This is a genomic window from Microcoleus sp. M2_D5 (assembly GCF_036701935.1).
Classification (GTDB): Bacteria; Cyanobacteriota; Cyanobacteriia; order Cyanobacteriales; family Microcoleaceae; genus Microcoleus.
The window spans coordinates 1-13812 of the sequence record NZ_JAUBRP010000037.1; the positions used below are offsets into that span (position 1 = coordinate 1).

6 protein-coding genes are annotated in these 13812 nt (G+C 45.4%); all 6 read right to left on the bottom strand.

What is annotated here, in order from left to right; genetic code table 11:
* Nucleotides 1-351: 351 nt before the first annotated feature.
* On the bottom strand, nucleotides 352-2625 hold the full coding sequence (locus QUA50_RS16695; protein WP_333265156.1) for an FdhF/YdeP family oxidoreductase: 2274 nt from the start codon (nucleotides 2623-2625) through the stop codon (nucleotides 352-354).
* Nucleotides 2626-2931: 306 nt separating this feature from the next.
* Nucleotides 2932-8115 (bottom strand): nSTAND1 domain-containing NTPase, encoded by a 5184-nt coding sequence (locus tag QUA50_RS16700; protein ID WP_333265157.1) that lies wholly within the window; start codon nucleotides 8113-8115, stop codon nucleotides 2932-2934.
* Nucleotides 8116-8590: 475 nt separating this feature from the next.
* Entirely contained in the window at nucleotides 8591-8950 is a 360-nt protein-coding gene (locus QUA50_RS16705; protein WP_333265158.1) for a hypothetical protein, read from the bottom strand.
* A gap of 661 nt (nucleotides 8951-9611) precedes the next feature.
* Nucleotides 9612-10304 (bottom strand): response regulator transcription factor, encoded by a 693-nt coding sequence (locus QUA50_RS16710; RefSeq protein ID WP_333265159.1) that lies wholly within the window; start codon nucleotides 10302-10304, stop codon nucleotides 9612-9614.
* 191 nt (nucleotides 10305-10495) lie between these two features.
* Complete coding sequence (gene map / locus QUA50_RS16715) at nucleotides 10496-11323, bottom strand: type I methionyl aminopeptidase (RefSeq protein WP_333265160.1); 828 nt, start codon at nucleotides 11321-11323, stop codon at nucleotides 10496-10498.
* Between the two features lie 444 nt (nucleotides 11324-11767).
* Nucleotides 11768-13807 carry a response regulator gene (locus QUA50_RS16720; protein ID WP_333265161.1) on the bottom strand — a complete coding sequence of 680 codons (2040 nt, stop codon included), beginning with the start codon at nucleotides 13805-13807 and terminating at the stop codon, nucleotides 11768-11770.
* Between the last annotated feature and the right edge of the window lie 5 nt (nucleotides 13808-13812).

The following is a 13812-nucleotide window of genomic DNA, read 5'->3' on the forward strand; positions in this document are numbered from 1 at the left end:
GTCTTTTAAGGACGGGCGGGACGCCCATCCCACAATAACAATTAAAATTGTAAGTTATTTAATTCGCGATCCTTAGTGGCCGCAATTGCGATCGGTTCTGCGATTCAAACTGAAACCGGTTGGGGGTGGACTTGGCGCAGTAGAACTTTGCAAATTAAGAGTTAATTAAAACTTGCATATGGGCAGGCAAGATGCCCACCCACAAAAAATTAACCCCTTGTTGAACAGGCCGCAAAGCCTGTTCTTAAGAATAGTGTAATTTGTGGAACAGGCCGAAAAGCCTGTTCTTGAGAATGGTGTAATTTGTGGAACAGGCCGAAAAGCCTGTTCTTGAGAATGGTGTAAGATATTCTATACTTCCGCATAAACAAAAGCAGGTACGCGCTTGTAAGCAGGCGTGCCCGATCGCTTTTCAATCTCCGGGTGAAAAATCACATTAACTTCAGGATAAAACATCAAAGCAGCACCCTCACGAACCGCCCCGTAAATCACCTCGACATTTTCCATTTTCGCCGCATTTCCCTGCACCGTAACCCGCTGATGTTCTTGCAAACCCGTGCTTTCTGCATCCGCGCGATTCATCAAAATGCAGTTGCGGTGCGGCATTCCCCGGTACTTGTCATCAATTTTGTAAACCACAGTATTGTGCTGAGAATAGCTGCGTCCCGTCATCAATGCCACAACAATACCCTGTGTTGATTCCGATACTCCAAACTCTTTCGCTTCCGGTAATTTCAGCTTAGGTAAAGGCGTGACAAACATCTTCGCTTTCCCAGACTCTGTAGGGAATTTAGGTTCCGTAAAAATGCGACCGCCTATGGTAAATTCCTCTTTTGTTTCATCAATTGTCGCTAGTTTTTCATAGCCTGGAATCGTTTGTGCAATCAATTGACGAACGTATTTTGTGTCTTGAAGTTTGCGCCAATCCACTGGAAAATCGCCGTGAATTCTGCTGGCTAATTCTGTCAAAAAATGCACTTCAGGAATCAAATCCGAATTCTGGAGATGAGTTTCGCCCTCATCATTTAAACGCACAAAGTTATTGCCAGATTCCACCGTTGTTTTGTGGGGGTTTTCAAAGCGATTCAGCACCGGAATCACAATTGTATTGTGCTTTGCCAATCCGTGAAAATGCCCTAAATTCGGTTTGGTTGCGAGGTAGATAACGGTTTCAACATTGCTTAAAGCCTGTTTTGCCTGCGTTGAATCTGGATTTGCCCCGTACAAATTACCGCCCAGACAGATTAGGGTATCAACTTTGCCTGCTTCTGCTGCTTCAATGAGCGATCGAGTTTCGTAACCTTTAACAGAGCTCAGGGGACGATTCAATAACTTTTCCAAAGCTTGTTGAATTTCTTTTTTCAGCTTCACAGTGACGCCCATAGAGCCGAATCCTTGGACGTTTGAGTGTCCTCTCACCGGCATTAATCCCGCCCCTTCTTTGCCGACATTTCCAGTCATCAAAGCCGTATTGGCGATGCTGAAAACGTTATCTACACCGTTATCGTGTTGGGTAATTCCCATCGCCCAACCGAATACAACCCGCTGGGACGTGCCGATAATTTTGGCTGCCGCCTCAATTTCTGCTTGGGAAACTCCGCAGGTTTTAGTAATAGTTTCCCAATCGGTTTCGCGGGCGTGCTGTACTACTGCTTCCCAGCCTTCTGTATAAGTTTGTAAGTATTTTTCGTCCAGCAATCCTTGTTCGATTATAGACTTTTGAATTCCGACAAATAGCGCCGTATCGCTGCCGGGAATAGGTTGCAAGTATAAGGAGGAAATATCGGAACCGGGGATGAGCGATTTGACAGGAAATGCGGGAGAACCAAACTTGACTAAGCCGATTTCCATCACCGGGTTAATTACAATTATTTTACCGCCTTTGTCGCGAAGTTTAATCAATTCGTTCATCAAGCGGGGATGGTTGTAGGAAGAATTGCTGCCCGCGAGCACGACGCAATCTGCTTGCTTCAAGTTTTCTAGACTCACTACCGAGGTGCGGGTAGCAAACATTTCGCTTAAGCCAGTTGTCGAGGGAGCGTGGCAGAGATCGGAACAATCTGCTAAGTTATTGGAACCCATCGCCCGCATCATCAATTGCAGCAGAAAAGCCGCTTCGTTGGAAGAACGGCCGGAACTGTAAGATGCCACTCTTTCGGGGGTTTTGCGAAACGCAGCTTCGGCAATTTGATAAACTTCTTCCCAAGAAATGCGATCGTAATGAGATGAACCAGCCCGCAAAATCATCGGAAAACTCAGCCTTCCCAACCTGTCGGCTTCCATTGAAGTTAATTGCTGGAGTTGTGCAATACTCTGCTGTTCAAAAAATTGAGTTGAGATAGCCGGTTTGATTTCAGCGGAGATTGCTTCCACACTTTTCATGCAGCGCTGAAGTTTTTCGCCCTCTTCATTTGTAAAACCTCCTTTCTGCCCGCCAGTGCCCCAAGAACAGGACAAACAAGCACTTTTGTGCAGCAAAGTTTTCCAAAGTTTCGGCCCTTCCGGGGACAATGTATGTTCTGCCCAATATTCTATTACGGGCAAACCGCCACCTATCTCTGGTGTTTCCTCGTTTGTCTCGTTGAAGGGCGGAAGGGGTTGCACATTTTGGGAGTTGACATCCATGCGGTTTACCTTTTGTTGGAATTGCGGGTTGATGTGCTGTTAAGTTTATTAGTCTAATTTACTGCAAATTTACAACACAAAAAATTAGTCAATAGATAGATGTTTTAAAAATACCCGGCGGTTTCAACCGCCATCTTATCTTACAAAAGTCCTTTTAATTAAATTTTCGGGCGGGCTAGAAGCCCAACCCCTACTCCCCACAAGAAAAAATTATTTTTGTGGGATGGGCTTCTAGCCCGTCCTAGCTTACCCACAAGAAAAAATTATTTTTGTGGGATGGGCTTCTAGCCCGTCCTAGCTTACGGTTTATTTCCTCTTATTTAATGCCTGCTTCCCAAACCCAAGACACAGCAGTCGATCGCCCTCAGCAACATTCGGGTCATTCTGCAAATAATCTCCCAACCATTCGCAACTGCGAGCAATAATATTATTCAGTTCCAAATTCTCCACAGCCCACAAAATTACACTTCTATCCCTGCTAGCAAAAGCCAGAGTTTTGCTATCAGAACTAAAAGTAACGCTCAACACGCGATCGCTCGATTCCAAAGTCTTAGATAGCAGCGCCTTCTTGCCGTCAAAGTCCCACAGCTTAACAGTATTTCCCCCACTCGCCGCCGCAATCAACTTGCCGTCGGGACTAAAACTCACGCTTTCTACAGTATCGCTGTGGTCGAGTTTTTCAGTTAAATTTGCCACCTTTCCATCAAACTCCCACAAGTAAACTTTTTGGTCAGCGCAAGCAGCAGCAATAGTCTTCCCGTCGGGACTGAAACTAACATTTTTAACGCTATCTTGGTGGTCGAGAGTTTTCATGATTTTCGCCGACGAACCGTTAAATTGCCACAGGTAAACTCTCTTTTCTCCGGTAATTTCAAAAGCCTTTTTCTTCCCGCTTGCCTTGTCCTCAGTAGCGGTAGCAGTAGCAATAGTTTTGCCGTCGGGACTGAAGCTAACGCTAATTACTGGATTGGTGTGATCGAGTTTTGCAAACAAAGTTGCTTTAGCACCGTTCCAGCGCCAGAGGTACAATTTGCGATCGGCACTTGCGGCGGCAATTATCTTTCCGTCTGGACTAAAACTCACGCTTTTAACAATGCCGCTGTGGCTGAGAGTATCTAACAGTTTCCCGTTTAAACTCCAGACTTTCACCGTTTTGTCATCGCTGGCAGAAGCAACAGTTTTATCATCAGGCGAAATGCTCACCCAGGTAACAGAATCCTTGTGACCTTCTAAGGTTTTGAATAAACTGCCGTCAGTGCGCCAAAGTCTCACTGTTTTGTCCCCGCTAGCAGAAGCAATTGTTTTGCCGTCAGCGCTAAAACTGACTTTGTAAACCCAGTCTCCGTGTCCCGATAAAATCTTATTCAGCGGAGTGCTGTCCGGTTTCCAAATTTTCACTATTTTGTCCTTACTTGCGGAAGCAATAGTGCCGTCGCCGCTGAAACTTACGGCCCTCACGTCGTCTTGATGTCCTCGAAAAGTGTTGAGCAAAGTGCCGCTGCGACTCCAAACTTTCACCGTATCGTCTGCACTGCCGGTGACAATTTTTTCGCCGTCGCGACTGAAAGTCGCGCTGACAACTTCATCGTTGTGTCCTTTGAGAGTTCTGATTTCCTCACCGTTTCGGTTCCAAATTTTGGCTGTGGTGTCGGCACTTGCTGAGACGAGTTCTCGACTGTTGGGACTGAACTTAATGCTGTAAACAATGTCAGAATGTTTGGTTAATGTTTTGGGATTAATTCTAAATTTCTGCGTTTTATTTTCTCTGTTCCAAAGTTTGACAGTTTTGTCAACGCTTGCTGAGGCAATTGTTTGGCCGTCGGGACTGAAACTGACGCCGAGTACCCAGTCTTTGTGTCCCGTTAAGGTTTGCAGCAATTTTTTGTTCGCAAGGTTCCAGATTTTGACGGTGTTGTCGTGACTGGCGGAAGCTAGGGTTTTGCCGTCGGGACTGAAACTGACGCTGGTGACGATATCGCGGTGGCCGGATAAAATGCCACTCGCACTTTTGTCGTTATTTACTTGCCAAATTCTAATTGTGCGATCGGCACAACCAGTCGCGATCGTTTTCCCATCGGGACTAAAACTAACACTCGTCACGCTATCCGGGTGATTGAAAGTTTTTAATAACTTACCTTCTTTGCTCCACAATTTAACAGTTTTATCTGCACTTGCCGAAGCAACTGAATTGCCGTCGGGACTGACACTCACATCCAAAACAAACTTGCTGTGCTGCTCGAAACGGTTGCCTTCTTGCACCCCGGAAACTGCTTGTCTGAGTCTTTCAGCAATTTGATTTTTAGTGTTCACAGGCAGCGCTGTACTTTTGAGAGAATCACGACCGATTTTGATACTATTTCCCAACACTCCTAATTGATTTTCTTCATTAGAAAGCACCAAAGCTTCCGACGCAGAATTTAGGGCATCAGTCCGACTGGTTTCTGCTTCTTGTCGCGCGCTTTCTGCTAATTTTGCTTGCTCGAATGCCATGCCCGAAACACCTGCGAGTACAAGCACTCCTACAACCGCCGCCCGCAATTGCCATCTCCGAGATTGGTAAAGTTGAGCTTCCGCTTGATACTGTTTGTCTCTAGCTTCGGACAGCAAAGCATCTTGCTCTCTGTCTTTGCGAATTTGTTCGATTTCATCTCGGTTAATTTGATTTTGCTTTCGCAGTTCCTCAAATTCTGCCTTTTGATCTAATTCTTGCTGCTGCCGAATGAAGCTAACTAAATAATCGTGAACGAGCTGATAAAGCTCAGCCGGCAGTTCCGTCCACCGAAAAACTAAACCAGAGTTTACTAACAGTTCTAAGACTAAATCTAATTTGTCAGCTTCAGCAAATGTCGCTAAATTTGAGGCTAATTCGGCGCGGGTTTTTAGGGGACGAATCTGTTCTTCATCTGTCAGCAAATACAAAACTCGGCGCGCCGCTACTTCATTTTCCGGGCCGCAATCTTTGATGACTTCTTCGAGAAATCTTTCGACTAATTTTTGTTGCGGATTGTTGCCTAGTTCCTGATATTGAGTTAAAGTTCTAATGTTCTCTTGTTGCAGTTGAGCGCCGACAAGTTGTAGTTCGATCGGGCGGACTTCTCCCAATTCTCCAGCTAAATCTTTGACTAATTCTTCGATCAGTTCTGGTTCTAAGTAAAACTGCGATCGCTCAGTTAAAGTGCGAATTACCGATCGCGCATCTAGCAGCGAAAAATTCCCCAAATAAAACAGAATGTTTTTGCTGAGAATGTCCTCCAAAATATCATTGTTAACGAATCCTGTCTGGTGTTTTGGTCGGGAAAACTCCAGCAAATAGTGCAGGTAATCTTCTCGCAAACACAGGACGACTTTTAAATATTTGATTTTCAAGCATTCCCGCAAAAAATCAAAAAATATTTGTCTTTCCGCTGGCTCTTTCCACACGAAAAAGAATTCTTCAAATTGGTCAAATATCAGAACAGTCACTAAATGTTCTGAATTTCTTTGCAGATCCTTGATAATGTTTTCGTATTCGATCGCCTGTTGTTGTATGATAAATTCTACTGGCTGTGACTGCTCCCTTTGCTCCTCATTATTCCCAGCCGAGCCACCGTGCAATCCCGAAATAAGATTTCCCTTGACTAAGCTTGCTTCTACTGGGAAATCTACCAAAGCAGTTTCTGGTACTGCTTCGGCAATTTCCGGATCGAATATTTCAGCTTTCTCAGCAGATAACTGTCTGGTCAATTCCCGCGGCCAGTTGTTGTAAACTTGCAACACTACGGGCAAAACAGTCCGCATTTCTATTTTTTTTTGTTTGAGAGCTGGTACTAATCCTCCCGTGACAATGGAACTTTTGCCAACTCCAGACTGACCGTAAATTACTGTCAGTTTGTCTGGGGTATTGTTCATTCTATATATCAAGCGGTTGAGGTCTTCCTCTCTGCCGGAAGCTGTAATTTCGTCAGCAATAGTAGCAGCGCCTGCAATAGTTTCGGCGACGGAATTAACCGCTTCTCTGTGCGGCTGCAACTTTCCGGCCCCAATAAAAGCTCGGAACCGATACGTGTGTTCCACCGATCGATAATCTTGCTTAATTTGAAATGCTTCGAGATATTCTCCCCGCTGAAAATAGAGCGATCGCAGCATTTCCAAAACCCGCAAGTACAGTTGCGGGTTGTAGCAAGGTTCGGTTTCCGAGCGAGCCTGCTCTAAATGCGCGATCGCCTCCTGCACCTCACCCAACTGACTCTGAGCCTCTGCTAAAATTAACAGATACAAGCCTTGATGCTGCGACTTTACAGGCGTTCCCTGTGCGATCGCTTCTAAATTCGAGTTGAGAACGTCTAGAGCGGTTAAAGCCCATTCTTTCGCCCCTTGCCAGTTCTTTTGCTCTAAGGCTACTCTAGCCAAAAAGCCGTAATTTTGAGCCAAATTAACTGCTGAATTTTCCATATTTTCATGTAACCTCCGAGCTTTTATGGCTAAATTCCAGAGTGCATCCCAATCTTCTAAATGCTGCAATACTTCGCCTAGTTGATTGATGAATATACCCACGGCATCCGGCCGCCCCACGCGTTCTAAAACATCAATACATTCCTGAAAATAATTCTTAGCTTCCGTCCAGTAAGGACGGTTGCCGCTGCGGTGTTTTTCTGCTTGGAAGCGGTAGCAAAGACCGATGTGGAATAGCAAAACTCCCTCTAACACTGGTGCCGGGTGAACGGTAAACAACAAATCGCTAAATTCTGTTTTTTGTCCAATAAAGGGTACTTGATACTTCCAAAATTTGAGACTTTTTTGATACAATTCCAGAGCAGCCGGGATACGGTGACAAGCATATTCGTGCCTACCGCCAATAAATTGCAAACTCGCTTCAATAGCTGGTTCTAACCTGATGTTGCAAGTTTGCAAGTCTTGGGTAGCTGACTCTAATTCACTCAAAGAATTGGCTCCGAGAATGGCAGAATTAGTTAAACGCCAATTGCCGGTTTCTAAAATGTTGGAAAAAATGCGATCGGCACTTTTGCCCAAAAAATCTACCAAGTCGTCCGGGCCCATCACAAATTCAACACTTGTCGTCCAAGTTTCGATATCTGTTACTAACCGAATCAGTTTTTTTAAGATTTTGTCTGTCACCCACAGCACCACCGGGAAGGGAAAATTATTCCGAAATTCTTCCCTCACATAGTTGGTAGAAGTCAGCAGGCGATCGATCGCACTTACCGATTCCAATCCAAACACCATTAAAGCTGCCGGATGGCTGCAGGAAATTTTGGTTTCTATCGTCGTGTAAAGAGTTTTAACAGATGGCGGAAGGACAATTTCTCGAATCTCGATCCCAGACTCCTCCCGCAATTGCCTTACAATTTCCTCTCTCATAGCACTGTAATTGCACCGTACCAAAATCAGCGAAAATTGCCCCTGAGACATCGAGAGAGTCCGGGAGAGAGTTTGCAGCGAACTTTGGTTTTGCTGTGCTGCGGTTTCTTGCTGGTAGTGCGAATTAATCATAATTAATTTTTGAAAAACTTTCTCAGGATAGGTGCTGTCAAATGCCGAGGAAAGAAAGTTCGGCAACGGATTATTTAACGGATGTAACGGATGTAACGGATGGACGCTAGGGGGAAAGTCTAATTAAGAACGTCCTAACCGTTTTGGGGTTGCTCTAAATTTACTTTTACCCGTTTTTACGTTTGCCAATCAGAGCGAAGAATCACATGATTAATTTTATTTTTGCCCTTTTGGGCGATTTTCACTCACTAGGAAATATCAATTAGTTAAGTTTATTTCAGCCTGCATACTTATTATTTTAGCCGATCGCAATTAAAGCATACCCAAAAAAATACATACTCTGTTATTCGCATATTCCCAGCAAAATCAACCGAATTTTACTGAAATCTTGATGATTGCTCAAATTATACTCAGAAAAAGAGTCTTTGTTTGCGGGGTTCCCAGCCATCGCCCAAATCGCACAAATCCGATTCAGTTATTCGCATATCGCTGAAATCCGGCATTCCTTGCTTGACTGACCCCTTGCAGCACTGAGATAAACTACCGGGGGCGGCTCATCAATTACAGCTTGAAGATTTTTGGTCATAAATTTACTAATCTCCATATCTAAAGTAGCTGCAAAATCAGGTTCATCCCAATCCTCGCTTTCTTCAATGCTAATTGTTGTTGGTGGCCCAATATCAAAATCTAGCTCATCGCCAAAATCCGAAACTTTCTTAATTGGCTCTATTTTCTGGCCGGTATCAGTGGCTAAAGCTTGAGTTGTATTGGCTATTAGTACGATCGGCAGTGCTACTATGGCACTTATTGTTTGCCGCGCCGTGATTTTCCTCATGGTATCCTCCTGATATAACCTCAACTTTGGTGCTGCTATACATTCAACATCTGCGGCTACTTGAGAGGGCTCTCAGTCGATTTTAGATTTTAGATTTTAGATTGACTCCACAGATGAATCTGAGAGCTTTAACTAGGGTCTAAAATTTTACATTGGGGCCCAGAAACCGGGTTTTTTTACGAAATACTTTGTTACACACCGTAAATTCGGTAAAAAACCCGGTTTCTTTGTAGGAGTGCGTCCAGGACTGTAATTAATAGTGGCTTGTTTTTCCACAGGATATAACCTTATCTGTGACTGTTTGTGGCAAGTTTGCTGAACCGAGCATATCCGGTCAAGTGTTTGCCTTTCTATTTACTACGTGAAAACTCTTAAACAGTCAGGTTTTCCCGCTAAGTAATTCCCCGGTGTTTGCGAGTGTTTATCTCAGACTCAAAGCAAAGTGGGTGAGAAGTTCGATCGCGCGCACACCCGTTTTCGCACACCCGTTTTCGCACACCCGCGCTGCCACCAGCAAGCTGATGTGCTATACCACAGCCACCGGATATCTGTCAATACTTATATCTTAACATTTCTAATTTTTTGCATAATTCTCGTTACCAGGAAGAGCCTGGTAACGCAGCTCGGCGAGCCACAGCCTCCAGCCAAGTCGAGAGGACTCCTATTTCGTCAAGCCGTGTTCGAGAGCGAAGCGAACCAACTCTGTACGGCTGTTAGTACCCGTCTTGCTAAACAAACGGCTGACGTACTTTTCCACATTCCGCACGCTAGTTTCCAAGCGGCGGGCAATTTCCTTATTCATCAAACCTTGAGCAACCAAATCCAAAACACTTTGTTCTCGCGGAGTCAAATCAATTTTAATCGGCGAAGGACTTTGGGCGATCGAACTCCGCCCGCTCAGCAAAGACTCAATTCTCGCCATTTGGCTTGTCAAAGCAGCAATATCGGGACTTTCAGGATTTTCGCTTGTCTCCTTAGCAGCCGCGCGGCGGGCCAGCAAATTGGTTACTATTGCTACTAATTCGTCGGGATCGAAGGGCTTAGAAAGATAAGCATCGCAGCCTGCTTGATAGCCTTGAATACGATCGCCCGTCATCCCCTTAGCCGTCAAAAATACCACCGGCAAAGCCTTATAGCGAGGATCTTCCCGCACTTGCTTGAGAAATTGATAACCGTCCACCTGGGGCATCATAATGTCTGAAATCACCAAATCGGGATTAGTCTGCTGCAAGAGTTCCCACCCATCGCGAGCATTACTGGCAACCTCAACCGCAAAATCGCTATCTTCCAAATAAGCTTGTACTGCTTCCCGCAAGCCCGGTTCATCATCTACCAATAATAATCGTGCTGACATCTCTGTTACCTTCTTAATAGTGTAAATATTGTAGGTTGGGTTGAGGAACGAACCCTACGCTTCGCTCCGCCCAAATCTTCATTTTAAATAAGGTGTTGGGCGGAGCGAAGCGTAGGGTTCGCCATCGCTCAACCCAACCTACAGAATAAAAACTTTAGCTCAAAACTCAAAACTATTGTCTTTTTTTCCCCTTAAACTTTGGAACGATCGGTCAAAATTTCATAGCCGGTTTCTGTCACCAACACAGTATGCTCAAACTGAGCCGACATAGCATTGTCAACCGTTACAGCAGTCCACTTGTCAGAAAGCGTCCGAGTGTACTTAGAACCCGCATTCAGAATCGGTTCGATCGCCAATGTCATGCCCGCTCGCAATTTCACGTTCGGCATTTCCCGCGTGCGGAAATTGAAAACCGACGGTTCCTCGTGCAAATTTCGCCCGACACCGTGGCCCGTAAACTCCTCAACGACGTTAAAACCGTTGCTTTTGACATGATCTTCGATCGCACCAGCGAGATCGAGCAAATAAGCTCCAGCCTTCACTTGTTCGATGCCTTTGTATAGAGCTTCTTCTGCGACTCGGATTAATTTTGCCGATTCCGGTGTCACTTCCACAACTGCGATCGTAATGCAAGAATCGCCGTGAAAACCTTGATAATATGCCCCCGTATCTACCTTGAGAACATCTCCTGCCCGAATTACTTTTTTGGGACTGGGTATGCCGTGAACAACTTCGTTATTAATGCTAGAGCAAATCGATCCGGGGAAACCGTGATAGCCTTTAAAACTCGGAGTTGCCCCCATAGCACGGATGCGTTTTTCCGCATAAGCATCCAAATCAGCAGTAGTCATTCCCGGTTTTACCATTAGGGAAATTTCTTTGAGTACCGTGGCAACGATTTTCGCTGCCTGCCGCATAATTTCGATTTCGCGTTCCGACTTAATTTCAATGCCTCGACGCTGTTTTTTGACTTGGGGTGCTTGAGTTGGGCTAGAAAGCAGACTGCTAAAAATATTCATGAATTGATTGGCGGGTAATTTTGTACTTTGACGGCAGGTTGAAGCAAAAAAACGGCAAATATCCAGTTTTTTGTGGAAAAACGGGTGTCTTGTTCCGAACTGTCGATCGCGTGTCCTTTAAGCTAGCTTAATATTTTTCTCAGTAATCGGCACGGGATTGGGGGTCAATCGATTTTAGATTTTAGATTTTAGATTGAAGCATAGAGCCCACGAATAAATACGTTCGGCAAGTTTCATCGGATACAGGTTTTTTATTTCTGGACGGATCGATCGCGTGGCGGGTATCCTGGATGCTTTGGGTCAACAAAGCGGTTTTAACCGCCGAGTCCCTTGGATATCACCGAAGAACACTATTGTCAATCAGCCTTCACGGGCCGGCTCTCCTGCCCAACCCCTACTCCCCACAATCAAATCTAATCTTTGTGGAACAGGCCCGAAAGCCTGTTATTGAGCATGGTGCAAGATGTGAGTTGGATCGGGATTTCCGAGCATTCCTGTGAGGTTAGCAATTGCGGCAATTAACTTATTTATGTCAACTGGTTTAGATAAGTGCATCTGGAAACCAGCTTCCAGCGCTTGCTGGCGCTCTTCCTCTCTCGCGTAGGCCGTCAGAGCGATCGCAGGCATCTTTCCACCCCTGAGCACTTCCATTTCTCTCACGCGCCCGATCAACTGGTAGCCGTCTGCTTCCGGCATTCCAATGTCGCTCAGCAGCAGATCCGGCCAATAACTCTCCAGTGCAGCTAGAGCCCCGGCTACCGATGCCGCCGATCGCACCATAGCTCCTTCGTCCTCGAGTAAAGCAATCAAAAACTCCCGCGTATCATCGTCATCATCCACCACCAGCAATTGCAAATTAGTTAGAGTGGGTAGAACCTCTGTCCCGTCATTGAGTTCCGACCAAGCATCTCCTGCACCTCCGGTCTTCCTCTGTGCAAGAGGTAAAGCCACCGTAAATTTCGCACCCTCGCCCGGATTATTCTCTGCCTGCACCTTACCGCCGTGCTGTTCCACCAAGTGACGGACGATCGCCAATCCCAGGCCCAAACCTCCGTAAGACCTAGTTGTGCTGCTATCAGCTTGGCGGAAGCGATCGAAAACATAAGGCAAAAAATCAGGCTCAATACCAATGCCGCTATCAATTATCTCAATTTGAGCCTCATCTCCAACAGACTCTAAGCGCACCTGTACTTTACCCTCTTGCGGACTAAACTTAATCGCATTTGACAGCAAATTCCACACAATTTGCTGCAAGCGATCGAAATCGCCGATAACTTCACCTACATTTGGACTGCACGTTAATTCTATGACTATTGATTTTTCCTCAGTCAGCGGCTGCAAAGAATCTATTGCCAGCTTTATCGCAGATTCCAACCGAATCGGATGCTTATTTAAATTTAGTTTCCCCCGCAGAATCCGCGAAACATCTAAAATATCTTCGATGAGTTGAGATTGAGATTTAGCATTGCGCTCAATTGTTTCTAGGGCTTTCTCTATAGTGTCTCGGTCAAATGTTTTGGTACGAAGCAGCCTAGACCAGCCGAGAATCGCATTTAAAGGAGTACGGAGTTCGTGAGAGAGAATAGCTAAAAATTCATCCTTCATCTGGTTAGCTCTCTCCGCTTCTTGCCGCGCCACTTGTTCGCGGATTAGTCTACCGCGTTCTTCCTCTGCTTGCTTGCGGTCTGTGACATCTCTAACCGTACCCACATGACCGATCAGTTTTCCCAAATCCGAAAACATTGGCGACGACTGCACATTAATCCAACGCACAGTTTCGCTACCAGCTAATCGAAACTCGTTAGAATATTCCTTGCCTTCTTTAATCCAAGCTAACCAATCTGCAACTACGCGATCGCGATCTTCTTCATGAACTTCCCGCTGCCAAATATCTGCTAAACTTTCCTCCAAAGTTAACCCGCAAATTGCTTGACAACGGGGATTGATGTAAGTACAGCGCCCTTCAACGTCAGCTACATAAATTCCCAGCGGCGAACAAGCACACAAAGTGCGAAACCGCTCTTCACTTTTACTTAGTTCACTATTAACAGCAGCTAACTGTGTTGCTTGCCGCTTCACCTCGGCTGTTTTTTGGAACAATTCCACAAATACCTGCACCTTCGAGGTCAATATTTCCGGTTCCAAGGGTTTGAAGAGGTAATCCACCGCACCCAGAGAATAACCTTTAAACACGTGGGTGTCATTACTGCTGAATGCTGTGATAAAAATAATCGGAGTCGCTCGCGATCGATCTCTAGAGCGAATCAATGTTGCTGTCTCAAATCCATCCATTCCCGGCATCTGCACATCAAGCAAAATTACCGCAAAATCTTCATTAAGCAGACATCTGAGAGCCTCCGCGCCCGAATTAGCTTGTACTAGATGATAAGAGGGGCTGTTGAGGATAGCTTCTAGAGCTATCAAATTTTCTGGGCGATCGTCAACTAAAAGGACATTTACTCGATGGGGCGACTGCTGATTCATAATTT